The sequence below is a fragment of the Streptomyces sp. NPDC002734 genome, from assembly GCF_040295685.1.
Taxonomy (GTDB): Bacteria; Actinomycetota; Actinomycetes; order Streptomycetales; family Streptomycetaceae; genus Streptomyces.
Window position 1 is genome coordinate 140,625 of sequence record NZ_JBEOVU010000016.1, and the last position, 21,400, is coordinate 162,024.

At 74.3% G+C, this 21,400-nt stretch carries 26 protein-coding genes; 10 read left to right on the forward strand and 16 right to left on the reverse strand.

All coding sequences use genetic code 11. The features are described from left to right. Positions 1-104 precede the first annotated feature (104 nt). Entirely contained in the window at positions 105-1,412 is a 1,308-nt protein-coding gene (locus ABT026_RS16785; RefSeq protein ID WP_351115208.1) for a HEAT repeat domain-containing protein, read from the reverse strand. Positions 1,413-1,571: 159 nt separating this feature from the next. Between ABT026_RS16785 and ABT026_RS16790 the strand changes: the two genes are divergently transcribed. Further along, positions 1,572-2,417: a TIGR02452 family protein gene (locus ABT026_RS16790; RefSeq protein WP_351115209.1), complete on the forward strand. Its 846-nt coding sequence runs from the start codon at positions 1,572-1,574 to the stop codon at positions 2,415-2,417. After that, positions 2,417-2,731: a hypothetical protein gene (locus ABT026_RS16795; RefSeq protein ID WP_351115211.1), complete on the forward strand. Its 315-nt coding sequence runs from the start codon at positions 2,417-2,419 to the stop codon at positions 2,729-2,731. The genes ABT026_RS16790 and ABT026_RS16795 overlap by 1 nt, the downstream gene beginning before the upstream one ends. A gap of 43 nt (positions 2,732-2,774) precedes the next feature. On the opposite strand, the gene ABT026_RS16800 is transcribed toward ABT026_RS16795, so the two are convergent. After that, positions 2,775-3,131 (reverse strand): peptidase inhibitor family I36 protein, encoded by a 357-nt coding sequence (locus ABT026_RS16800; protein ID WP_351115213.1) that lies wholly within the window; start codon positions 3,129-3,131, stop codon positions 2,775-2,777. A gap of 200 nt (positions 3,132-3,331) precedes the next feature. Between ABT026_RS16800 and ABT026_RS16805 the strand changes: the two genes are divergently transcribed. Next, on the forward strand, positions 3,332-3,883 hold the full coding sequence (locus ABT026_RS16805; protein WP_351115214.1) for a DinB family protein: 552 nt from the start codon (positions 3,332-3,334) through the stop codon (positions 3,881-3,883). 103 nt (positions 3,884-3,986) lie between these two features. On the opposite strand, the gene cpt is transcribed toward ABT026_RS16805, so the two are convergent. Then, positions 3,987-4,508 (reverse strand): chloramphenicol phosphotransferase CPT, encoded by a 522-nt coding sequence (gene cpt / locus ABT026_RS16810; RefSeq protein ID WP_351115241.1) that lies wholly within the window; start codon positions 4,506-4,508, stop codon positions 3,987-3,989. A 209-nt stretch (positions 4,509-4,717) separates the two neighbouring features. On the opposite strand from cpt, the gene ABT026_RS16815 reads away from it, so the two are divergent. Then, positions 4,718-7,183: a tetratricopeptide repeat protein gene (locus ABT026_RS16815; RefSeq protein WP_351115215.1), complete on the forward strand. Its 2,466-nt coding sequence runs from the start codon at positions 4,718-4,720 to the stop codon at positions 7,181-7,183. Between the two features lie 16 nt (positions 7,184-7,199). On the opposite strand, the gene ABT026_RS16820 is transcribed toward ABT026_RS16815, so the two are convergent. Beyond that, the gene (locus ABT026_RS16820; protein WP_351115216.1) at positions 7,200-8,078 is read right to left on the reverse strand and encodes a LysR family transcriptional regulator; all 879 of its coding nucleotides are present in this window, start codon (positions 8,076-8,078) and stop codon (positions 7,200-7,202) included. Between the two features lie 115 nt (positions 8,079-8,193). On the opposite strand from ABT026_RS16820, the gene ABT026_RS16825 reads away from it, so the two are divergent. Together ABT026_RS16825 and ABT026_RS16830 are read left to right on the forward strand one after the other, a co-directional pair. Continuing rightward, positions 8,194-8,562: a YybH family protein gene (locus ABT026_RS16825; protein WP_351115217.1), complete on the forward strand. Its 369-nt coding sequence runs from the start codon at positions 8,194-8,196 to the stop codon at positions 8,560-8,562. Positions 8,563-8,713: 151 nt separating this feature from the next. Further along, positions 8,714-9,163, forward strand: coding sequence for a DNA-binding protein (locus tag ABT026_RS16830; protein ID WP_351115218.1), 450 nt, complete (start codon positions 8,714-8,716; stop codon positions 9,161-9,163). Positions 9,164-9,208: 45 nt separating this feature from the next. On the opposite strand, the gene ABT026_RS16835 is transcribed toward ABT026_RS16830, so the two are convergent. The 5 genes from ABT026_RS16835 to ABT026_RS16855 all read right to left on the reverse strand — a co-directional run bounded on the left by ABT026_RS16835 (position 9,209) and on the right by ABT026_RS16855 (position 11,682). Next, positions 9,209-9,643, reverse strand: a complete 435-nt coding sequence (locus tag ABT026_RS16835; protein WP_351115219.1) for an SgcJ/EcaC family oxidoreductase — start codon at positions 9,641-9,643, stop codon at positions 9,209-9,211. A 33-nt stretch (positions 9,644-9,676) separates the two neighbouring features. Beyond that, positions 9,677-10,390, reverse strand: coding sequence for a nucleotidyltransferase domain-containing protein (locus tag ABT026_RS16840; protein ID WP_351115220.1), 714 nt, complete (start codon positions 10,388-10,390; stop codon positions 9,677-9,679). Between the two features lie 166 nt (positions 10,391-10,556). After that, positions 10,557-10,889 (reverse strand): thioredoxin family protein, encoded by a 333-nt coding sequence (locus tag ABT026_RS16845; protein ID WP_351115221.1) that lies wholly within the window; start codon positions 10,887-10,889, stop codon positions 10,557-10,559. Continuing rightward, positions 10,886-11,311, reverse strand: coding sequence for a MerR family transcriptional regulator (locus ABT026_RS16850; protein ID WP_351115222.1), 426 nt, complete (start codon positions 11,309-11,311; stop codon positions 10,886-10,888). The genes ABT026_RS16845 and ABT026_RS16850 overlap by 4 nt, the downstream gene beginning before the upstream one ends. Positions 11,312-11,475: 164 nt before the next feature. Next, entirely contained in the window at positions 11,476-11,682 is a 207-nt protein-coding gene (locus tag ABT026_RS16855; protein WP_351115224.1) for a hypothetical protein, read from the reverse strand. A gap of 211 nt (positions 11,683-11,893) precedes the next feature. Between ABT026_RS16855 and ABT026_RS16860 the strand changes: the two genes are divergently transcribed. Continuing rightward, positions 11,894-13,552 (forward strand): catalase, encoded by a 1,659-nt coding sequence (locus ABT026_RS16860; RefSeq protein WP_351115225.1) that lies wholly within the window; start codon positions 11,894-11,896, stop codon positions 13,550-13,552. A 99-nt stretch (positions 13,553-13,651) separates the two neighbouring features. On the opposite strand, the gene ABT026_RS16865 is transcribed toward ABT026_RS16860, so the two are convergent. The 5 genes from ABT026_RS16865 to ABT026_RS16885 all read right to left on the reverse strand — a co-directional run bounded on the left by ABT026_RS16865 (position 13,652) and on the right by ABT026_RS16885 (position 18,303). Next, complete coding sequence (locus ABT026_RS16865) at positions 13,652-14,017, reverse strand: DUF1232 domain-containing protein (RefSeq protein WP_351115226.1); 366 nt, start codon at positions 14,015-14,017, stop codon at positions 13,652-13,654. A gap of 96 nt (positions 14,018-14,113) precedes the next feature. Continuing rightward, complete coding sequence (locus ABT026_RS16870; protein ID WP_351115227.1) at positions 14,114-16,237, reverse strand: xanthine dehydrogenase family protein molybdopterin-binding subunit; 2,124 nt, start codon at positions 16,235-16,237, stop codon at positions 14,114-14,116. A 64-nt stretch (positions 16,238-16,301) separates the two neighbouring features. Then, positions 16,302-17,294, reverse strand: a complete 993-nt coding sequence (locus ABT026_RS16875; RefSeq protein WP_351115228.1) for an FAD binding domain-containing protein — start codon at positions 17,292-17,294, stop codon at positions 16,302-16,304. Continuing rightward, positions 17,291-17,815 (reverse strand): 2Fe-2S iron-sulfur cluster-binding protein, encoded by a 525-nt coding sequence (locus tag ABT026_RS16880; RefSeq protein ID WP_351115229.1) that lies wholly within the window; start codon positions 17,813-17,815, stop codon positions 17,291-17,293. The genes ABT026_RS16875 and ABT026_RS16880 overlap by 4 nt, the downstream gene beginning before the upstream one ends. Next, positions 17,812-18,303: a DUF5709 domain-containing protein gene (locus ABT026_RS16885; protein WP_351115242.1), complete on the reverse strand. Its 492-nt coding sequence runs from the start codon at positions 18,301-18,303 to the stop codon at positions 17,812-17,814. The genes ABT026_RS16880 and ABT026_RS16885 overlap by 4 nt, the downstream gene beginning before the upstream one ends. A 234-nt stretch (positions 18,304-18,537) precedes the next feature. On the opposite strand from ABT026_RS16885, the gene ABT026_RS16890 reads away from it, so the two are divergent. Continuing rightward, on the forward strand, positions 18,538-18,969 hold the full coding sequence (locus ABT026_RS16890) for a hypothetical protein (protein ID WP_351115230.1): 432 nt from the start codon (positions 18,538-18,540) through the stop codon (positions 18,967-18,969). Between the two features lie 116 nt (positions 18,970-19,085). After that, positions 19,086-19,649, forward strand: coding sequence for a roadblock/LC7 domain-containing protein (locus ABT026_RS16895; RefSeq protein WP_351115231.1), 564 nt, complete (start codon positions 19,086-19,088; stop codon positions 19,647-19,649). 15 nt (positions 19,650-19,664) lie between these two features. On the opposite strand, the gene tgmB is transcribed toward ABT026_RS16895, so the two are convergent. Next, positions 19,665-20,612: an ATP-grasp ribosomal peptide maturase gene (gene tgmB / locus ABT026_RS16900; RefSeq protein ID WP_351115232.1), complete on the reverse strand. Its 948-nt coding sequence runs from the start codon at positions 20,610-20,612 to the stop codon at positions 19,665-19,667. 24 nt (positions 20,613-20,636) lie between these two features. Then, positions 20,637-20,834, reverse strand: a complete 198-nt coding sequence (gene tgmA, locus ABT026_RS16905) for a putative ATP-grasp-modified RiPP (protein ID WP_351115233.1) — start codon at positions 20,832-20,834, stop codon at positions 20,637-20,639. A 232-nt stretch (positions 20,835-21,066) separates the two neighbouring features. On the opposite strand from tgmA, the gene ABT026_RS16910 reads away from it, so the two are divergent. Next, entirely contained in the window at positions 21,067-21,345 is a 279-nt protein-coding gene (locus ABT026_RS16910; RefSeq protein ID WP_108953573.1) for a GlsB/YeaQ/YmgE family stress response membrane protein, read from the forward strand. Positions 21,346-21,400: the final 55 nt, after the last annotated feature.

The window sequence follows — 21,400 nt, forward strand, 5'->3', positions numbered from 1 at the left end:
TCCCCGACGTCCCCGACGTCCTTGACGCGCCGAGGCCCGGCGCCGCCCCTCGAGCGAGGGCGCGGCGCCGGGCCTTTCGGGCTGTGCGCGTCCGGGTCCGCAGGTCAGGACCTCTGTCCCGTGCTTGCGGCGCCCTTCCGGCGCCACTCCCACGCCCACAGGCCGGAGGTGCGCACGTCCTCGACGAATTCGGGACGCAGCGGGCCGAGACGGGCCTCGGCCTCAGGGGTGCGGGGATCGTCCAGCAACGACAGCCCGTACGCGCCCTCCAGACGCAGCTCCTGGTCGTCCTCGTCGAGGAGCCCCCACAACGCTCGGGCCACCGAGGGATGCGGATCGCGCGTCCGGTTGAGCGCGCTCGCGGCGGCGAGGCGGACGGTGTGGACCGTGTCGTCGAGCAGCTCCAACAGGATCCGCCGGGTCTCGGGACGCCGACAGCGACCGGCGGCCGTCGCCACCGCCTCCCGCACCCCCGGGTCGTCGTCCCCCGCCAGGACGGTGAGGGCGGTGAGGGCGGCCGGCGAGGACGCGGACGGCCACATCAGCAGGCAGTCGGCGGCCGCACGGCGCACCCGTGCGTCGGCATGCCCGGTATGGGGAAGGACGACGGCCCCCGAGCCGTCGTCGGCCGTGGCCAACGCGGCCAGCACGCCGGCCAGCACCTCGGGATCGGACTCCTGCGCGGTCCAGGCGACGAGGACGCGGTCCGCCTCCCGCTGCCGGGTACCGTCCTGCGTCATGGCGACCCCCAGCCCGCGCAGGTGCTCCGCCACGAACAGGCGGTGGCCGCGGTCGGGATGGTTCCGGTGCGCGAGGACGGCCTGCCAGGTCCGGTCGCTGCCGCGCGCCTCGAGGACCAGGTGGGACTCCCAGAAGTCCACGTGCCACACGTCGGTGCGGGCGGCCCGGCCGACCAGCTCCTCGGGCGGAGTGAGAACGCGGAACGCCCATTCGAGCTTGGTGAGGACCGCCCCGTGCCCGGCCCGGACGGTCCGGCCGCCGAGGGTGAACCGCTCGATGTCCGGCTCTTGCCAGTCCGCGAACGGGTCGTCCACGATGCGTACCACCTCGGCGTCGCCCGACGCCCCGGTGAGCCGCCGCAACTCGGCTTCGGCCCCTGTGTCGTACCAACGCCGGGCCAGGGCCAGCAAGCGGTCACGTTCCACGGCCGGCAGACGCAGACGCGGTTCCTTCCCGAGCACGGCGCCCACCAGCCCGGGCGAGCCCGACGCGACGGCGAGCGTCAGCGGGGTCGTCCCGTCCGGCAACGGACGGTCGGGATCGGCGCCGCCCTCGACCAGGTCCCCGGCCCGGTCCACGTCCCACGCCCGGATCGCGGCGAGCAGCGACTCGTCCGCCGCCCCGTCCGTGGACCCGTTCGCCTGTCCGTTCTGCTCACCCTGCTCGTCCATGCGGACATCACCCCCTCGGCGCATCGTGTCACGCCTGGTGGGAAGGGTGCTTCCGGATTTCCCGCCGCGGAAAACCGGTGGGGGAGACGGGCGCGTCGCGGCTGCCGTGCCCGGTCGGGGGTGGGCGCCGCCCGCCCGGGAGGAGGAACGGCACACCGGATGAGCGCACGGCTGCGGGGGATCGCCCGGGAGAACGAGGAGATCGTGGCGGCGGGGTTCTACCGCGGGTCCGACGGACGCGAGGTCTCCATCGCCGAGGCGGTGCGGGCGGCACGTGAGGGCACCCGCATGGTGGGCCCCGGCCCCGTGCCGGTGCCGGCCGCGGAACCGGTGCGGACCGTCGTCGAGGTCACCGCGGAGAGCAGCCTGGAGGCCGCGCGCCGCCTCGCCGGCAACGGCGCGGACCCGGTGGCGGTGCTGAACTTCGCCTCGGCGCGCAATCCCGGCGGCGGCTACCTCAACGGGGCGCAGGCGCAGGAGGAGGCGCTCTGCCGAGGCTCGGCCCTGTACACCTGTCTGCTGCGCGCGCCCGAGTACTACGAGCACCACCGGGCCGACCGGGACCCTTTCTACTCGGACCGGGTGATCCACTCCCCGGCGGTGCCGGTCTTCCGGGACGACCGCGGCCGTCTGCTGGACGAGCCGTACACGGCCGGCTTCCTCACCTCGCCCGCGCCCAACGCCGGCGTGATCGCCCGCAAGGCCCCCGACCGTGCCGCGGAGGTCCCCGCCGCCCTGGCCTCACGGGCCGGGCGCGTGCTGGAGACGGCGGCTGCGCACGGCTACCGACGGCTGGTGCTCGGCGCCTGGGGCTGCGGGGTCTTCATGAACGACCCGGCCGAGGTGGCCGAGGCCTTCCGCGTCCCGCTCGCCCCGGGCGGGAGGTTCGAGGGACGGTTCGCGCACGTCGTGTTCGGCATCCTCGACCGGACCCGGGCCACCACCACCCGCACGGCCTTCGAGAACGCCTTCCGCGACCTCACCGAAGCGGGCAGGGTGTCCTGATGAGCAGTGATCAGCCCGGAGATACCGGCGCCTCCGTCGTCGTCAGCGCGCTGGCGGTCAACGTCACCGTCCCGGAGGCGCTCCGCTGGACGGACGTCAGGCGCGGGCAGGAGTTCACCCTGTCCACGCTGAACATCCGCCTCCTCCCCGACGGAACCCTCGCCGCGAAGGCCTACGGCCGCCCTACGGCGGGCGGCCGCGGCGCCTACGTGTCGTTCCCCGTCCCGGCCGACCGGCCCGAGCTCACGGCCCTGATCGCGGCGGCCGCGACCCGTGCCGGTGAGCTCTGGGCGGCCCACCGCGGCCTCGGCTGACGCACGGAGAGCCCGGGGCGGGGGAGGAAGCGGAGGGAGGCGGTCAGCGCCCGAAGCGCACGCTGTTGAAGACGAAGCCCTTCGGCGCCTTCTGCCCCGCCGCCAGGCGCTTGGCCGCCCCGCCGCACTTCTTGCCGGCGTAGACGGTCGCCCTGACATTGGTCCGGTTCTGCGCGGCGCGCCCCTTCTCGGCCATGCCGAGGCACTCGCCGGTGGGCGGGTTCTCCACGAAGTAAGGGGTGCCCTTGGCGCCGATCCAGTGGAACTGGCCCTTCGCGGCGACGGCGCCCGGCGCCGCGGCGGACATGTCGGCGGACGCGGTGGAGGACAGGCCCGCCGCCAGAGCGAGTCCGCAGGCGAGGACGAGGGCGGAACGGCGCAGGTGTGTAAGTGATCGCATGCCGGGTGAAACGATCACGGCCGTGATCGGTCACGCCCCGGTGGACCGGCCGCAGGGGACCGACCGCGGTCGACGGACGGCAGCGGACCGGCCGCAGCGGAGCTGACCGCCGGGCCCCCGGCCGTGTGGTCGTGGCCCCGGGCGGGCGCGAATCGGCCGATCCCCGGCCGACCGAGGGTGCGGTGATGGATGATGTGGCCATGAAGATCCCGGAGCGTCGCGTCCAACTGGCCGACGGCGCCGACAGCGAGCGGCGGTTCACCGGTCCCGCCACCGGCGGCGAACGCGGCATGCTGGTCGCGGCCCTGGACGCGCAGCGCGCCACCCTGCGGCTCAAGTGCGCGGGTCTGGGAGCGGAGTCGGCCCGTCGCTCGGTTCCGCCGTCGTCGCTCTCCCTGCTCGGGCTGGTCCGACACCTCGCCGACGTGGAGCGGCGCTGGTTCCGGGTGGTGCTCGCCGGCCAGGACGTCGAACTCCGCTTCTCCTCACCGCGGACGCCGGAGGGGGACTTCGACGGCGCGTCCCCGGCCCCGGAGGTCGTCGCGGAGTCCTGGGCGGCCTGGCACGAGGAGGTCGCGTTCGCGGAGGCGTTCACCGCGGCCGCCCCGGACCTGGACGTCGAGGGGGAGGACGCCTGGAGGGGCGTCGTCTCGCTGCGCTGGGTGCTCCTGCACATGGTCGAGGAGTACGCCCGTCACAACGGCCACGCCGACCTCCTCCGCGAACGGATCGACGGTGCGGTCGGCGTGTGACGGCTCCGCGGGCGCGCGGCCGTCACACGCCGCCGCGCGCCGGCGCTCCCGCGCGCCCGTTCCCCTGCACCGCCCGTGCCCCTGAGCGCGCGTGCGGAACGGGTCAGCGGACGCGGGCCGCGATCGCCCGGGCGCACGCCAGCGACTCGGTGCGGGTGGTGTCCACCTCCAGGTCGTAGGTGACGCCCTGATGGACCAGGTCGGCCTGTGCGGCCGCCATCCCCCGGACGCGGTCCCCGCGGGCGATCTCCCGCCCGGAGGCGACCGCGCTGTCGCACCGCACCCCCACCCAGAGCACGTCCAGGCCGTCCAGGGCCCTCAGCCACCGCTGCTGGGACCGCGCCCCGCCGAGGAAGACGTCGTCGATGATCACCCGGGCGCCGGCACGGGCCATCGTCGCGATGCCCTCGGTCCAGGCGGCCTCCAGGGCCCGGAACTCGGCGCCGACCGTCACCTCGCCGTCGGGCCCGAGTTCGATGCCGTCCTGGGAGGACTGCATCCGCGCCGGCAGCGCGTCGACGAAGGAGTCGCAGCCGAAGGCGAGCCACGGATCCGGCAGCAGGGACTGCAGACACCGGACGATGCCGGACTTCCCCGCGCTGGAGCCGCCGTTCAGGATGATCATTCGAGTGTGCACCGCGCCACCCTAGAGCGCTCCCGTGCGTGGCCGCACCGGAATATGGACGAGGCGGCCCGCAGAGCGGAGACGTCCACGGGCCGCCCGGCGAGGTGTGCGGGGCAACCACGAGCGGCCCGCGGACGTCGTACCGTGGGGCCGGACGAGGGAGGACCGCGCACATGCCGAGAGCGCAACGGCGGGTATCACGAGGTGAGTTGACGGCCCTGCGGGCGCTGGACCGGTTCGTGGGGCGCCGCGAGGAGATGGCGTTCTTCGCGCGGAACCTCGCCAAGGACCCGCTCTCTCCTACCGACCCTGCCGTGTACCTCTTCCACGTGCGCGGCGTCGGCGGCGTCGGCAAGTCCAAACTGTTGCGGCAGTGGCGCGAGACCGCCCGGCAGGCGGGCGCCGCCACCGCCGCCGTGGATGAGAACGACGTGCACGGCATCCTGTCGACGATGATCGCCCTGGCCGGACAACTGTCGGACGGGACACGGCCCTTGAAGGCGTTCGACCGGGCGGTCGAGCAGTACCGCCGGGAGCAGGACGCCGCCGCCGAGCCGGTCGACCTCGACGGGGCGGCCGACGACGGTCCCACCCCGGCGAGCCGGGCGATCTCCCGGGCCGTCCTCGGCGGCGCGTCCACCGTCCTGCCCGGCGGCGGCCTCATCGCGACGATGGTCGACCCCGACGTGGTGGCCGAGGGCATGGACCAGATGCGCGAGCGGGTGCGCGGTCGCCGGACGCGCGGTAGGGGACCCGAACTGGACGCCGTCAGCCGGGAGTTCGTGACCGCGCTGGACGGCCTGTGCGAGGAGCGCCCCTGGGTGGTGCTGTTCCTGGACACCTGGGAGCAGACCGGCCGGCACCTCGACGCCTGGCTGCGCACCATGCTGCGCGACGGGTTCGGTCCGCTGCCGGTCAACGTCATGGTCGTGCTGGCCGGCCGCGACGACCTGGACGAGCACGACTGGTCCGGGCTCATGGCCCAGGGCCGGCACGTGCCGCTGGAGGCCTTCACCGAGCAGGAGACCCGTGAACTGCTCGCCCGGCGGGGCGTCACCGAGCCGGCGACCGTGGACGCGGTGGTGCGCCTGTCCATGGGCCTGCCGCTGCTGGCCGACCTGCTCGCCCTGGCCCGCCCGGAGAGCGCGGCCGCCGTCGACGCGGACGGGGACGCCGCGGAGATCGCGGTGGAACGGTTCGTGCGCTGGATCGCCGACCCGCTGTGCCGTGAGGCGGTGCTGACCTGCGCCCTCGCGCCCCGGCTCAACGAGGACGTGTTCGCCGCGGCGGTGCCCGAGGAGGCGCGCGGGCTGTGGGCCTGGCTGTGCGGGCAGCCGTTCGTGAGCGGCAGCGGCGAGTTCAAGAAGTACCACGCCGTGGTGCGCGCCGGGATGGTCCGGCGGGAGCGGGCGCGTTCGCCCCAGGGCTGGACGGCGGTCCACCTCCGGCTGGCCGACGCGAACGCCGCCTGGCGCGCGGGCCTGGAGGTGAACCTGCCCGCCGCCCGGCGCCGCCAGGACGCCCGCTGGCGCCGTCACCGGCTGGACGAGATGTACCACCGGCTCTGCGCCCACCCGGCCGGCTGTCTGACCGGCGCGCTGGAGGAGGCCGTGCATGCCGCCGAGGCGTCGCCGGACGCGTTGCGGCAGTGGTTCGACGCCTTCACCCGGGCGGCGGAGGACACCCAGGACGAGGCCCTGGGCGCCTGGGCCGGCCGCCTGCGCGAGGCGACGGCGGAGGCGGCGGACCCGGTCGTGGCCGCGCTCGGCGCACTGCTGACCCCACTGAGCCCGCTCGACGCGGCCGCCCAGGCCCACGCGCACGTGGTGCGCGGACGCCGGCTGGAGGCGGTCGGCCAGGAGGACGCGGCCCTCGCCGAGTTCGACCGGGCGATCGCCCTCGGCCCGGACGACGCGGCCGCCCGGTTCCACCGTGGACGCGCCCACCTGCGGGCCGGACGACCGGAGGCGGCGGTGCGCGATCTGGACGTCGCCGTCCGCCTCGACCCCGCCGACCCCCGGGCGCTGTCGCAGCGGGGCGAGGCGCACCGCCGGGCCAGACGGTTCGACGAGGCCGTGGCCGACTTCACCGCCGCGCTGGCGCTCGACCCCAGCCAGGTGCGGGCGCTCGGGTCCCGGGGCCAGGTGCACCAGCAGGCCGGGCGGTTCGACGAGGCCGTCGCCGACTTCACCGCCGCCCTCGCCCTCGACCCCGGATACGTCTGGGCGCTCGGATGCCGCGGCCGGAGTCATCGGCAGGCCGGCCGCTACGAGGAGGCCGTGGCCGACCTGACCGCGGCGCTGGCCGCGCGGCCCGACCACGCCTGGGCGCTGGCCGAACGGGGCAAGACGCACCGGCTGGCGGGGCGCCTCGACGAGGCGGCGGCCGACCTGACCGCGGCCCTCGCGCTCGCCCCCGACTACCGCTGGGCGCTGGTCGAACGAGGCATCGTGCGCCTCGAGGCCGCCCATCCTGCCGCCGCGGAGGCCGACTTCACCGCCGCGCTGGACCTGGCCCCCGACGACCTCTGGGCGCTCGTGGGCCGCGCCCGCGCCCGCGAGGCGGCCGGCCGCGCCGAGGGCGCCCGGCAGGACCTCGACCGGGCCGCGGCCCTGGACCCGGACGGCGCCTGGCGCGACGGCGCGGACCGGTGGCCCGGCGAACGCACCGTCTGACCGGAGCCCGCCCCGCTCACCCCGCCACGCCGAACGCCTGCCGCATGCGCCGCAGCAGCGCCGGGACCGCGGGCGCGCCGTCGCGCCAGACCAGCGCGAGCAGCGCGGGGTCCGCGACGTCGCGCAGGGCCACGGCGGTCAGCCGGTCGGCGTGGCCCGCGGCCATCGACTCGCTGAGGATCGCCACCCCGAGGCCGCGGGCGGCCAGGTCCGCCACCGCGCCGGCCGCGCTGGCCTCCAGGGCGATGCCGGGCCGCAGCCCCTGGGCGGCGCAGGCCCGGTCGAAGACCGTGCGCAGACCGGTACCCGCCGGCATGCACACGAGGGGATGGGCACAGACCTCGCGCAACGCGACACGCTTCCGGCCCGCGAGCGGGTGTCCCGGAGCCACGGCCGCGACCAGAGGCTCGCTCACCACGGTCACCGAACCGACCCCCTCCGGCGGGGCGGCCGTCCCGACCAGCGCCAGATCGAGGGCGCCGCCGCGCACGGCCTCCACCAGCCGGTCGGAGTTGTCCTCCGTCAGTGAGAGCTCCACCCCGGGGTGCGCCGCGTGGAAGCCGGCCAGCGCCTCGAACAGCGGCAGCACCGCGCACCCCACGACCATGCCGACGGAGATCCGCCCGCGCAGCAGCCCCGTCACCTCGTCCACACTCCGGCGGACCGCTTCGGCCGCGGCCAGGGCCGCCCGGGCGTGCTCCAGGGCCGCCTTCCCCGCGACGGTGAGGGTCGCGGCCCTGGCCGACCGGTCGAACAGCTCCGCGCCCAGCTCCCGTTCGAGCTGCCGGACCTGGGCGCTCACCCCGGACTGACTGATGTGCACCCGCTCCGCCGCCCGCGTGAAGTTCCGCTCCTCGGCGACCGCGACGAAGTACTCCAGCTGACGCAGTTCCATGACTGCTGATTCTAGTAGCCAGCGCCACCATCTGTTGGACTTCTGGTGATGTCCGGCAGAGGCTGGAGGTGAAGCGACGGAGACCGCCTCCGCCGTCCCGACAGGGAGGAACACCATGACCGCCGACGCCGAGAAGGCCATGCGTCCCGAGGACATCACCCGCCTCTTCGTCGAGAGGTCCAACGCCGGCGACGCGGCCGGGGTGGCCGCGCTCTACGAGGAGGACGCGGTGATGGCCTACCCGCCCGGCTCCACCACCGTCGGCCGGGAGGCCATCCGCGCGCTCTGGGAGAAGGTGCTGGCCTCCGGCCCCCGTTTCGAGCCGGAGGAGCCCCTGCCGACGCTCGTCGTCGACGGCATCGCCCTCACCGCGACCCCGCCCAAGGACGGCGCGGGCGCCCGGGCGCAGGTCGTCCGCCGCCAGCCCGACGGCAGCTGGCTGCGCGTCCTCGACCGCCCGGAGTTCCTCCCGCCCGCCGGCTGACGCCAGCCGCCGTCCCGACCGCCCACCCCTGCGTCCGCCTGTCCTCCGCCGGGCCGACGGGCCGCCTGACCGTATGAACAATCTGACCGTATGAACAATCTGTTCACAACGGAATGTTGACAACGGGGATGGCCACGCCGATCCTGGAGGCATGTCCGACAACCCTGAGCAGCCCGTCGCTGATCCCTTCCAGCCGCCGGACCCCGAGGAGGCGAGGTCGCGACGCGCCCCCGGGGCCCTCTTCCGTATCGCCGAGCGGCACGCCGCGACCGAGGAACAGCGCCGTCGGCAGACCAACCCGATGCTCCCCGCGCCGCACGAGGCGGTGCGCACGGTCGCGTTCCTGCTGAGCGGCGCCGCCCGGCTGGAGGACGGCGAGCCCGAGGTCGACAAGGCCGACATCACCGCCGCGCTCACTCTTCTCCCGCTGGTGCGGGGCGAGTTGGACGAGCTCGAGACGGGCCTGCTCCACATGGCCCGCGGCCGGGGCATGACCTGGCAGGAGATCGCCTTCGGGCTGGGCCTGGGCACCCAGCAGGCGGCGCGGCAGCGCTACGAGCGCCTGGCCTCCCGCACGGCCCGCGACGAGGATGCTTCCTGATCCCCGACCGGATCCCGATCAGGGTGGATGCCGCGGTGCCGCCCCTCAGCCCGTGGGCTGCACCGCGGTGTTCTGGCAGGCGGTCAGGAACCAGCGCCCCCGCTCCTTGGAGGCGACGTACAGCGGAGACCCTTCGCCGTCCGGCGTGCCGTCCGGGGCGAAGTAGCGCTGGCGCACCTTGAGCGCGGCGACGTCGGGCCGGACGAAGCTCACGTGCTCCACCTCGTAGGTGGCTCGGGCGCCGCCCGCAGTCCACCCGGGGAGCGCCTTCGCGGTGAATGCGGCGATGGCCTCACGCCCGTACAGCCGGGCGCCGGCGCTGGTGGTCCAGACGGCGTCGGCGCGGAAGAGTGGCACGAACTCGTCGACCAGCTCTTCTCGTTGTACCCGCTCCACGGCCGCCACCAGGGCGCGCAGGGCGGTGGCCTCCCCCTCGGGGTCGGCGGGCAGGTGGCTCGTGTCGTGCGTGGTGGACGTCATGCACCCACCGTGCGACCTCGACCACGCTCGAGGTCAAGCCACCGGCTCGCCCTGGGCCGCGGGCTCGTAGAAGTGTGCGCGGACCCGGTGCAGCCAGGCCTCCACGGGGCCCTCGTCCGGGGCCTGAGGCAGGACGCTGCGGGCTTCCGCGAAGGCGGACTCGTAGTGGCGCAGCAGGGGTTCCGCGGCCGACGGGTCCGCCGCGACCCGGGCGCCGAAGTCGTGGAACTCCTGCGGATCGTCGACCCGCAGGGTCAGCGAGCCGGTCGTGTACAGCTCCAGTCCCTGCACGCAGAGCCGCTTCAGATGGCGTGCGTGCTTGGCGGTGCGCTTCCGCAGGTCCGCCGAGAAGGAACCGTCGCCCCGCCGCTCCAGCCGCCGGAACTGCTGGACGGCGTAGCCGAGATAGGCGTCGCGTACCCGCCCGGCGCTGAGGAACGAACCGCGGATCGCCACCAGTTCGTCCCCCAGCGGGGTGCGCACCTCGTACAGCTCCTCGGGCAGCCACACCAGCTCCATGGCGGTGGGGTTGGCGGAGAGGGCGAGCCGGCACCACTTGGCCGCCTCGTGCAGCGTGCGGTCCGGTGCGGTGGTGACGTGCGACTCCTTCGGCCGCCGCAGCCCGTGCAGGTCCACGGTGGGGACGGCGAAGACGCCGAGCCGGTCCACGTCGGAACCGGCGTGGGCGAGCCCGTACGCCGTGGAGCCGACGATCCCGGACAACAGGACGTTCGCAACGGTGGTCATGGTGGCCGCCTCCCCCTGGTCGCACGCGGAGGAAGGTGCCCGATCCGCGTGACGCCCATTCTCGTGGGGGCGTCGTCGCACGTCACCCGCATTTTCCGGCGGACGGTCAGGGCTCCGCCCCGTGGCGGGCCCCGGCAGGGCGCCCCGGCCCCTACCCCCAGGCGGCCTACAGGGCCTCCTCCAGCTCCGCCAGCAGCCGCCGCTTGGGCCGCGCACCCACCATGGAGCGCAGCGGTTCGCCCCCGCGGAACAGCATGAAGGTCGGCATGGACAGCACGCCGTACCGGTTGGTCGTCTCCGGGCTGGTGTCCACGTCCAGCTGCACGACCTTCAGCCGCTCGGCCTCCTCCGCGGCCAGCGCGGTCAGCACCGGGGCCATCTGCCGGCACGGCGGGCACCAGTCCGCGGTGAACTCCACCAGCACCGGCAGCTCCGCCCCCAGAACCTCCGCCGTGAAATCGGCGTCCGACACCTCGGCCACGCCCTTCGCCCTGATCATCCTCGTCCTCCCAGTTCGCAGACGGGCTCCGGGCCCCCCGGAACCAGCGCCTCGGCGGCCAGGCCGTCGCGCGCCCGCTCGGCCCGGACCAGCTGCCGGGAGACCTTCTCCCGGACCACCCGCAGCTGCTCGATCATCGCGTCGAGCTCGTCGAGCTTGCGCCGGTACACCAGCTGGGAGGCGGGACAGGAGTCCCCCTCCGCGTGGCCCGCGCGCAGGCACTCCACGAAGGGCCGCGTCTCCTCCAGGCCGAACCCGAAGTCCTGCAGCATCCTGATCTGCCGCACCTGCGCCAGGTCGTCCTCGTCGTAGGTGCGGTGCCCGTTGCCGTCCCGCCGCGCCGACAGCAGTCCGCGCGACTCGTAGTACCGCAGGGTGCGGGTGGTGGTCCCGGCCTCCGCGGCCAGCTCGCCGATTCGCATGCCGACGACGGTACGACTTGACGCCGACGTCAAGGCAAGCGTCCCGCCCCCGGGACGGACCGGGGCGCGGGACGCGCGGCACCGGGGGCGGTCGCGGCCGCCCCCGGTGCCGGAAGGGAAGGAAGGAGGAAAGGGGGCGGAGAGGAACGCCCGCCCCGGCCCGGTCAGGGCAGCAGTTTCTCCAGCGCGGCGGATCCCTCGGAGGCCAGCTTGCGTTCGGCCCACTTGAGGGTGTCCGGCGTGACGTCGCGTCCCGTGGCCAGGACAAGATCCTCCGGGGTCACCTCGGAGTCGGGTCGGGCATGGAGCATCCCGTCCGGAGTGACCCCCTCGAAGGAGGCGCGGGACTCGTCGGGCTGTGCAGTCGACATGGGTCTCTCCCTCGGCTCGCCGATAGCCACCCGCGTACCCCCGCGAAACCTGACCTATGCGTGCAAAGCGGTCATCGGGCGGCATGGGGGGAGTGGCCGTTCGCCGTCATCGACAAAAGGTGCTAAAACCATAAACGCCCCATAACTGTGCGTCGCGTGCCCGCATACGGTGCGTGAGCGCGGCGAGCCAGCGCCGAAGGAGCACCCCCGCATGACGGACGTATCCAGCAAGGGCCCCGCGCAGGGTGACGACAGGGAGATCCTGACCAACCGGCAGGGACACTTCGTCTACGACAACCAGAACCAGCGCACCGTGGGCGCGCGGGGGCCCGCCACGCTGGAGAACTACCAGTTCCTCGAGAAGATCAGCCACTTCGACCGCGAGCGCATCCCGGAGCGGGTGGTGCACGCCCGCGGGGCGACCGCCTTCGGATACTTCGAGGCCTACGGCGCGTGGGGCGACGAGCCCATCGACCGGTACACCCGGGCGAAGCTCTTCCAGGAGAAGGGCAGGCGGAGCAGGGTCGCCTGCCGCTTCTCCACGGTGATCGGCGGGCGCGACTCCTCGGAGTGCAACCGCGACCCGCGCGGCTTCGCGGTGAAGTTCTACACCGAGGACGGCAACTGGGACCTGGTCGGCAACAACCTGGGCGTCTTCTTCATCCGGGACGCCATCAAGTTCCCGGACGTCATCCACGCCCTCAAGCCGGACCCGGTCACCTTCGTCCAGCAGCCCCGCCGGATCTTCGACTTCATGTCGCAGACCCCGGAGTCCATGCACATGCTGGTCAACCTGTTCAGCCCGCGCGGCATCCCGGCCGACTACCGGCACCAGCAGGGCTTCGGCGTCAACACCTACAAGTGGGTCAACCAGCAGGGCGAGACCAAGCTGGTGAAGTACCACTGGATGCCCAAGCAGGGCGTCAGGAGCATGACCGAGGAGGACGCCGCCAACCTGCAGGCGCAGGACGTGGGCCACGCGACGGCGGACCTCTACGGCGCCATCGAGCGCGGCGAGTACCCGGAGTGGGAACTGCTCGTCCAGATGATGGACGACCACGAGCACCCGGAGCTCGACTTCGACCCGCTGGACGACACCAAGACCTGGCCCGAGCAGGAGTTCCCGCCCAAGGCGGTGGGCCGCATGGTGCTCGACCGCTGCCCGGAGGACTTCTTCGCCGAGTCCGAGCAGATCGCCTTCGGCACCGGTGTGCTGGTCGACGGCCTCGACTTCTCCGACGACAAGATGCTGGTGGGCCGCACCTTCTCCTACAGCGACACCCAGCGCTACCGGGTGGGCCCCAACTACCTCCAGCTCCCGGTCAACCAGCCCGACCACGGACTGGTGCGCACCAACCAGCGCGACGGCCAGATGGCCTACCACGTGGACGGCGGGGGCGGTAACCCGATCGTCAACTACGAGCCGTCCATCCTGGGCGGACTGCGCGAGGCGCACTACCCGACCCACGACGAGCAGGGGCCGGAGATCAGCGGACGCCTCACCCGCAAGCGCATCCCGCGCACCAACGACTACCTTCAGGCCGGCCAGCGCTACTGCCTGCTGGAGGAGTGGGAGCGGGACGACCTGGTCAAGAACATGATCGACCTGCTCTCCCAGTGCGACCGCCCGATCCAGGAGCGCATGGTCTGGCACTTCCTGCTCGTCGAGAACGACTTTGGCACCCGGGTCGGCGAGGGCCTGGGGATCGCCGCGAAGGACGTCGCCCACCTCGAGCCGCTGCAGAGCCAGGACCTCACCGACGAGGACAAGGAGCGGCTGCGCAACCTGGGGAACAACCCGCCGCGCGACGTCCAGGGCCTCACCATGACCCACTGCGTGCCGAACGAACGATTCGTGGTCACCCGCTGACCCGGCCCGCCTCTCGCACGCAGCGAGAAGCCCCCCGGCGGACGGACCGGGGGGCTTCTCGCTGCGCGCGAGGGGTGCGTGCGGGCGGCGCCGCGGGAGTCAGTCCCGGTGGGGCGCGGCCGCGAGACCGGCCGCGCCGGGGGCGCTTGCCGCGCCGGGAGCCGCGGCGCGCGGCCGCCTCGGCAGCGTCATGCCCTTGGGCAGCGCCGCGCGCATGCTGCGCAGGGCCAGCAGCAGGGCGCCGATGTCGTCGAGGTACACCGGGTCGGGCACCAGGTCGGCCGGCAGCACCAGGTAGGCGACCGCGCCCCAGAAGACCCACTTCGGTCCGGTCGGCAGACCGGCCTCCCGCAGCGCGCGGCGGGTGCGCACCAGCCGCAGCAGCAGCCGCACCGCGACCGCCAGCACGACCACCGCGACCGCCACGGCGACCACGATCACCACCAGCGTCGTCCGCTCGTCCACCGCACACCTCCAGAGCGAGGAGGGCGGCGCCGGTGCGTCGCCCTCCTCTTCAGCTTCCCCGACGAAGGGCCCGTACGACCCCTGTCGTGGCCGAGGTCACGCCCGGTGGAGCGCCGCCCCCTGCTCGGAGAGTGCCTCCAGCACCCGGTCCGGGGTGAGCGGCAGCTCCCGCAGCCGGACGCCCACCGCGTGGTGGAAGGCGTTGCCCACGGCGGCGGCCGTCCCCACCACGCCGATCTCCCCGATGCCCTTGCCGCCGACCGGGTTGAGGTGCGGGTCGTCCTCCTCGATCCAGTGGGCCTCCACCGACGGGACGTCCGCGTTGACCGGCACGTGGTAGGCGGCCAGGTCGCGCTCGGCGAAGTCCCCGAAGGCCGGGTCCAGGGTGGATCCCTCGGTGAGGGCCATGCCGAGCCCCATCACCATGCCGCCGACGAACTGCGAGCGCGCCGTGCGCGGATTGAGGATGCGCCCGGCGGCGTACACGCCCAGCAGGCGGTTCACCCGGACCTCGCCGGTGACGGTGTCGACCCCGACCTCGGCGAAGTGCGCCCCGAAGGCGTGCCGGGCGTGGTCGCTCTCCGCGTCGGCCCGACCTGCGGTGTCGGCGTGCTCCTCCAGCCCCTCGGGGGGCAGCGTGCCCTGGTGCTCGGCGAGCCGGCGCACCAGCCGGACGCAGGCCTCGTGCACCGCCCAGCCCCAGGACGCCGTCCCCGAGGAGCCCCCGGCCAGCGGCGCGGAGGGCAGGTCGCTGTCGCCGATCTCGATCCGCACCCGCTCGCCCGGCGCGCCCAGCGCCTCCGCGGCGACCTGGCCGAGCACCGTGCGCGCCCCGGTGCCGATGTCGGTGGCGTTCACCCGCACCAGGAAGGACCCGTCCGGCAGCGCCCGCGCCGTGGCGGTGCTGGGGGAGACCAGCACCGGGTAGGTGGCCGAGGCCACGCCCGTGCCGGTGAGCACCTGTCCCGCCCGGCGCGCCCCCGGCCGGGGGTCGCGGTCCTCCCAGCCGAACCGGCGGGCGCCTTCGCGCAGGCACTCCACCAGGTGGCGGCTGCTGAACGGCTTGCCGGTGTCCGGCTCGGTGCGGCAGTCGTTGACCACCCGCAGCTCGATCGGGTCCATGCCCAGCGCCTCGGCCAGCTCGTCCATCGCCGACTCCAGTGCGTACATGCCGGGCGTCTCGCCGGGGGCGCGCATCCAGGACGGGGTGGGGACGTCCAGCCGTGCCACCCGGTGCGCGGTCCGGCTGTGCGGCGCGGTGTACATGGTGCGGCCCGGCACGGCGGCCTGCTCGACGAACTCCTTCACCCGCGAGCTGTACGTGGTCACCTCGTGGAGCAGCGAGCGGATCCGGCCGTCCTCGCCGGCTCCCAGCCGCACCCGGTGCAGCGTCGTGGCGCGGTGGCCCACCAGGGCGGGCAGGTCGCGGCGGGGCAGCGCCAGGGCGACCGGCCGCCCCGTGCGCAGCGCCGCCATGGTGGCCAGCACCACGTCGGGGCGCGGCGTGCCCTTCGACCCGAAGCCGCCGCCGACGTGTTCGGCGCGCACCGTGACGGAGTCCTCCGGCACCTCGAACATCGCGGCCAGCGTCTGCCGGACCTTGGTGGTGCCCTGGCTGGAGCACCACGCCTCCAGCCGGCCGTCGCTCCAGCGCGCGGTGGAGGCGTGCGGCTCCATCGGGTGGTTGTGCAGCGGCGGCACCCGGTAGGCGGTGTCCACCCGCACCGGTGAGGAGGCGAACGTGCCGTCCGGGTCGCCGTGCTCGCGCAGGGCCGGATGTCCGCCGTTGGCCTTCTCGGGCACGTACGCGTCCGGGCGGTCCGGCGTCAGCAGCACGTCGTGGTCCAGCGCCAGGTACGTGACGTCCACGGCGCCGGCGCCCTCGCGGGCGGCCTCCAGGGTCTCGGCGACCACGAGGGCGACGACCCACCCGCGGTGCGGAACCCGGTCGTCCTGGAGGACCGCGAGCGTCGGGTCGTCCGGTTGTGCGAGGCGGGGAGCGTTCTCGTGGCTGAGCACCGCCAGCACGCCCGGCACGGCCAGGGCCGCCGAGGCGTCGACCCGCTCCACCCGGCCGCAGGCGACCCGGGCCAGGACCGGCCAGGCGTGGGCGAGGCCGGGCAGGCGGTGCTCGACGGCGTAGCGGGCCCGGCCGGTGACCTTGTCCAGGCCCTCCCGGCGGACGACGGGAGCGCCGAGCGCGGCGGGGGCGTCGGACATGGGATTCCTCCTCCGGGTGACGTCGGGCGACGTCCGAAGCGGTGAGCCGGCCGGGACCGGCGGGTCAGCCGGCGTGCCGTGCGGCGAGACGGGTGAGCACGTCGACGGTGAGGGAGCGGGCCAGCGGCACCTTGTAGCCGTTGTCCCGCAGCGGCTCGGCCGCGTCGAGTTCGAGATCCAGGGCGTGCTCGAACGCGGCCCTGGACGGCGCCGCGCCGGTGAGAACCTCCTCGGCCCGGCGTGCCCGCCACGGCCGGTGCGCCACACCGCCCAGCGCGATGCCGACCCGGGCCACCACCCCGCCCTCGACGCGCAGCACCACCGCGGCGGAGGCCAGCGCGAAGGCGTAGGAGGCCCGGTCGCGGACCTTGCGGTACGCCGACGGCAGGCCGCGGGTCGCTGCGGGCAGCACCACCGCGGTGACCAGCTCGCCGGGACGGATCTCGGTGTCCAGCTCCGGGCGGTCGCCGGGCAGCCGGTGGAACACGTCGGCCGCCACCTCGCGCTCCCCGTCCGGCCCGGTCAGCTCGACGCGGGCGTCCAGCGCGGCGAGGGCCACCGCCATGTCGGAGGGGTGGGTGGCCACGCAGTGCGGGGAGTGGCCGAGCACGGCGTGGTCGCGGTGCACGCCCTCCCTCGCCCCGCAGCCGCTGCCGGGCTCCCGCTTGTTGCACGGTTTGGAGAGGTCCTGGAAGTAGGGGCAGCGGGTGCGCTGCAGCAGGTTCCCGCCGGTCGTGGCGGCGTTGCGCAGCTGGCCCGAGGCGCCGGACAGCAGCGCCCGGGACAGGGCCGGCCAGCCCTCGCGCACCAACGGGTGGGCGGCCAGGTCGCTGTTGCGGACGGTGGCGCCGACGCGCAGGGACCCGTCCGGCAGCTCGCCGACCGTGTCCAGCGGAAGGCGGGAGACGTCCACCAGGGCGGCCGGGCGCTCCACGCCGAGCTTCATCAGGTCGACCAGATTGGTGCCGCCGCCCAGGTAGCGGGCGCCCGGGGCCGCGGCGAACGCGGCGGTCGCCTCGTCCACCGTGCGGGCCCGGACGTACTCGAAGGTCTTCACGGGACGACGTCCTCCACGGCCTCGACGATGCGCGGATAGGCCCCGCAACGGCACAGGTTGCCGCTCATCCGCTCACGGATCTCCGCAGCGCCCAGCGGGGCCGGCTCACCCGCCTCGGCCTCGGGGCCGGTGACCGCGGACGGATGCCCGGCGGCCGCCTCGGCCAGCACGCCCACGGCCGAGCACAGCTGGCCGGGGGTGCAGTAGCCGCACTGGAAGGCGTCCCGCTCGAGGAACGCGCGCTGCAGCGGATGGGGCTCGCCGTCCTCGCCGGCGAGCCCCTCCACGGTGGTGACCTCGCTGCCGTCGAGGGCGACGGCGAGCAGCAGGCAGCTGTTCATCCGTCGCCCGTCGACCAGCACCGTGCAGGCGCCGCACTGGCCGTGGTCGCAGCCCTTCTTGGCCCCGGTTAGGTCCAGGTCCTCGCGCAGCAGGTCCAGCAGGACGCGCCGGTTGTCGACGGCCAGGGTGTGCTCCCGGCCGTTGACGGTGAGCGTCGTGCGGGAGGTGCTGGGGGTCACAGCGGCCGCTCGTCCTCGTCCGGGACGCGGTGCACCGCGGCCTCCTCCGCCGAGGCGGCGCCACCGCTGATGCCCACGTCCTCGGCCACCATGTCCTTCTCGGCGTCCTCGCGGGCCCCTTCGTCCGGGGCCACCAGCCGCCCGGCGCGCTCCTCGCCCACCTCGTCGTCCAGGGGCTCGCCCTCGCCGCCGGGCAGGTCGCCCACGCCGTCGCCGTCCACCCGGGGCTCCGCCGCCGGGTCGGGGCGCTCCTCGGCCAGCCGCTCGTCGAGGGTCTCGCCCTCGCGCTGCTCGCGGGCGGTGGTCCCGTGGTTGTCCACGCCCAGCGGCCGCTCGGGCGGCGAGTACCCCTCGTCGTAGGGCTCGGCCTCCCGCTCGTTGAGGGTGTCCTCGGGGTCCAGGATGCCGTCGTCCTCGCGGCCCTCGGGGCCGCCCTGCGGCTGGTACACCTCGTCGCCGAAGTCCTGGCCGTCGGCGTTGCCGTCCATCGCGTCTGTCGGGTCAGTCATGGGGACCGCGTATCCAGCGCCGGTCGCCTGACACCCCCCGGCGACGGGCGCCACCCGGACGCCCCCGCCGCGCCGCGATCGATCACGATCATCAAGCGGTCCCAATCCGTGCATGTTCCAAATGAAAATGCCAAAGCCCCGAACGGGGGTCGGCACATTCCGTAGTCTCTGGTCGCGTCCGCGGACACCGAGCGACGGGGGAGGGGATTCGGCGTGCCCGGAATCGACGACAGCCTGCGGGAGATCATGCGGCAGCCGGGAGCACGCGGCGCCGCACTGGTCGACTGGATCAGCGGGCTCTCCCTGGGCGCCGTCGGAGAAGCCCCCGGCAAGGACCGGGAGGCGGCGGCCGCGGAGGTCGCCGAGGTCGCCCGCATCAGCTCCGAGCACCGCGTCTTCGCCCCCGCGCAAGCGGTGGGCGGGGACGGCCCCGCCGAGGGCGCGGCACCGGACGAGCCCGGCCAGGAGCCGCCGGTCGAGGATGTGATCGTCACCACCGCCTCGGCCTACCACGTGCTGCGCTTCGTGCCCACCGCCTTCGACGGCAGCGTCTGCCTCCACCTGTGGCTCGACCGGGCCGAGGGCAACCTCGCGATGGCCCGGATCCGGCTGGCGGAGGTCGTCGACCGGCTGGTGCTCGGATGAGGCTGCCGGGGCGGCGTCGCGCGGACGACGGCCCGCTCGGTGCGCTCGGTGCGAAGAAGGACGCGGACGTGGCGGACGACGAAGGCGTTGACGGGCGAGGCGAAGGGAGCGGACCGATGACCGGTGCCGCAGGGATCGACGAGGCCGAGATCAGGGAGGAACTGCGCGGGCTGCGCTCCCGGGTCCCGGAACTGACCGGGGCGCTGCTGGCCAGCGCCGACGGACTGGTGCTGGCCCACGAGACGCCTCCCGGCACCGAGCCCGAAGGGCTGGCCGCCCTCACCGCCGCCGCCCTGGGCGTCGGCGCCCGGCTCTCCGACGCCGCGGGGCGCGGGGACTTCCGCGAGCTGCTGGTGCGCGGGTCCGGCGGCTACGTGGCCACCTACGCGGCCGGCGGGGCGGCGGTGCTCACCCTGCTCGCCGGCGACCGGGTCAACGTCGGCCGGCTCCACCTGGAGGGCCGCCGCGCCGGCCTCCGGCTCGCGGCGATGGTGCCCGCCCTTCCCGACGCGGTCCCCGACGGCGCCCGGCCGGCGCCGGTGGGTGCCCGGGCGGGCCGTGCCGCGGCCGCGGGGAGCGAGCAGCCAGGGGCCCTTCCCGTCCGCTCCCCGGGTGCCGCCCGGGCAGGCCGCCGCCAGGGCAACGGACCCCGCTCCTCCGGGTCGCGCTCCTCGGCCTGAAGCCGGCGGCCCGGCTCAGCCGCGCGGCGCGGGCCGCGCCAGCCAGGCCGCCACCGCGTCCGTGATGGGCTGACCCGTGTCGAGCTCGACGAAGGCGAACTGCCCGGACTGGTTGCACTCGAGGAACCACCAGTCGCCCCGCGCGTCCTCCGCGAAGTCGAAGGCGCCGTAGGCGAGACGGGCGGCCTCGAGGTAACCGTGCACGCCCTCGGCCACCCGCCCGGGCACCCCCACCGGCCGCCAGGCGTGCGCGGACGGGGCGAAACGGACGTCGACGTCGTCCGCGGACGCGTCCGGGGAGACCTCCTTGCGGGCCGCGAGGAGCCGGTCGCCCACCGCCGTCAGCCGTATGTCCGCCCGCTTGGCGACGAGTTGCTGCAACAGCGTCGGCCCGAGCGCCACCGCGTCGAAGTCGGCGTCCGGGGGCACCCGGCTGGTCGGCACCACCAGCGGCGGATCCTGAGGGTGGGTCCCCGACACGGGTTTGACGACCAGTTCGCGGTGGCGGCGGGCGAAGTCCCGTGCGTCGTGCGGCACCGTGGTGATCAGGGTGGCGGGGACCGTGAGCCCGCACTCCTGGGCCAGCCGCAGTTGCCAGGGCTTGTGCCGGGCCAGGTACGCCGCCTCCGGAGGGTTCATCCAGCGGGCCCCGCTGCCTCGCAACATCCCGTACAGCGCCTGTGACGCCTCCTGGGTGAGCCAGGCGGATGCCTGCCCGGCGGCGCTCCCCGGCACGCCCGGCCGGCGTACCCACACCGACCGCAGGGCGCCGAGCCCCACCCGACGGCCGCCCACCGACAACGTGCCCTCCAGCACCCCGCCCCCGTACTCGCCGGACAGCCCGACGGCGCCCGGCAGTTCGGCCGGATCGACCCGTAGCACCGGCACGCCCCGGGCGTCGAGCCGGTCCACCACCAGATCCGCGGTCACGTCCTGTGTACATGTCAGGATCAGTACGGTCATCGTTTCGCGCCCGCGCCGACGGCGTCAGTCGTCGAAGTGGGTCTTGGAACCGGCGGTGGAGGTGGTCGCCCCCAGGACCCGCAGGAGGTCCCGGTCGCGCACGGCCACCCGTCCGTCGTCGAGGACGTTCAGTTGCAGCGACGGGTCGTATCTGTGGGGCGGAGCCGTGGTGACCTCGCACTCCTGTGCCGGCCGGGCGTAAGCGAGGGCGAACATGTGCATGGGTCTCTCCCTGGGACGGTCCGTGACATACCCCGTGCGGACACGACCCGCCCGGCCCCGCGATCAGGTCGCCGGGCGCTCCGCCTCCAACGACTTATACGTGCCGGGCCGTTGATTGGTTTCCTCACGCTCCGTGACCGCGCTCGGAGGTGGCGAGAAAAATTTGGTTTGCCGAGGCGTGTACGGATCATCCGAAGAAAGGACAGAGAACCTGGATGACTGTGGAGGAATGGTGGGCATTCTCGCCTGGATCCTGATTGGCCTGATCGCCGGCGCCATCGCCAAGGCGCTTCTCCCGGGGCGCGACCCCGGCGGCATCATCATCACGATGGTGATCGGTGTGCTCGGCGGTCTCCTCGGTGGCTGGCTGGGTAAGGTCATCTTCGGCGTCGACTCGATCGACGGCTTCTTCGACCTTTCTACATGGATCGCGGCCATCATCGGCTCCGTGATTCTGCTGCTGCTCTACCGTGCCTTCACCGGCGGTCGAAGCACACACCGTCACGCCTGACACGAACGGGTAGCACCCGTTCCCCAATCGTCGGCGCCCGCACCGGACTTCCGGT

Bases quoted from the DNA above. Each gene is read 5' to 3' on its own strand.
- ABT026_RS16785 (WP_351115208.1), bottom strand. From the start codon at position 1,412: ATGGACGAGCAGGGTGAGCAGAACGGACAGGCGAACGGGTCCACGGAC.
- ABT026_RS16790 (WP_351115209.1), top strand. From the start codon at position 1,572: ATGAGCGCACGGCTGCGGGGGATCGCCCGGGAGAACGAGGAGATCGTG.
- ABT026_RS16795 (WP_351115211.1), top strand. From the start codon at position 2,417: ATGAGCAGTGATCAGCCCGGAGATACCGGCGCCTCCGTCGTCGTCAGC.
- ABT026_RS16800 (WP_351115213.1), bottom strand. From the start codon at position 3,131: ATGCGATCACTTACACACCTGCGCCGTTCCGCCCTCGTCCTCGCCTGC.
- ABT026_RS16805 (WP_351115214.1), top strand. From the start codon at position 3,332: ATGAAGATCCCGGAGCGTCGCGTCCAACTGGCCGACGGCGCCGACAGC.
- cpt (WP_351115241.1), bottom strand. From the start codon at position 4,508: ATGATCATCCTGAACGGCGGCTCCAGCGCGGGGAAGTCCGGCATCGTC.
- ABT026_RS16820 (WP_351115216.1), bottom strand. From the start codon at position 8,078: ATGGAACTGCGTCAGCTGGAGTACTTCGTCGCGGTCGCCGAGGAGCGG.
- ABT026_RS16825 (WP_351115217.1), top strand. From the start codon at position 8,194: ATGACCGCCGACGCCGAGAAGGCCATGCGTCCCGAGGACATCACCCGC.
- ABT026_RS16830 (WP_351115218.1), top strand. From the start codon at position 8,714: ATGTCCGACAACCCTGAGCAGCCCGTCGCTGATCCCTTCCAGCCGCCG.
- ABT026_RS16835 (WP_351115219.1), bottom strand. From the start codon at position 9,643: ATGACGTCCACCACGCACGACACGAGCCACCTGCCCGCCGACCCCGAG.
- ABT026_RS16840 (WP_351115220.1), bottom strand. From the start codon at position 10,390: ATGACCACCGTTGCGAACGTCCTGTTGTCCGGGATCGTCGGCTCCACG.
- ABT026_RS16845 (WP_351115221.1), bottom strand. From the start codon at position 10,889: ATGATCAGGGCGAAGGGCGTGGCCGAGGTGTCGGACGCCGATTTCACG.
- ABT026_RS16850 (WP_351115222.1), bottom strand. From the start codon at position 11,311: ATGCGAATCGGCGAGCTGGCCGCGGAGGCCGGGACCACCACCCGCACC.
- ABT026_RS16855 (WP_351115224.1), bottom strand. From the start codon at position 11,682: ATGTCGACTGCACAGCCCGACGAGTCCCGCGCCTCCTTCGAGGGGGTC.
- ABT026_RS16860 (WP_351115225.1), top strand. From the start codon at position 11,894: ATGACGGACGTATCCAGCAAGGGCCCCGCGCAGGGTGACGACAGGGAG.
- ABT026_RS16870 (WP_351115227.1), bottom strand. From the start codon at position 16,237: ATGTCCGACGCCCCCGCCGCGCTCGGCGCTCCCGTCGTCCGCCGGGAG.
- ABT026_RS16885 (WP_351115242.1), bottom strand. From the start codon at position 18,303: ATGGACGGCAACGCCGACGGCCAGGACTTCGGCGACGAGGTGTACCAG.
- ABT026_RS16895 (WP_351115231.1), top strand. From the start codon at position 19,086: ATGACCGGTGCCGCAGGGATCGACGAGGCCGAGATCAGGGAGGAACTG.
- tgmB (WP_351115232.1), bottom strand. From the start codon at position 20,612: ATGACCGTACTGATCCTGACATGTACACAGGACGTGACCGCGGATCTG.
- tgmA (WP_351115233.1), bottom strand. From the start codon at position 20,834: ATGCACATGTTCGCCCTCGCTTACGCCCGGCCGGCACAGGAGTGCGAG.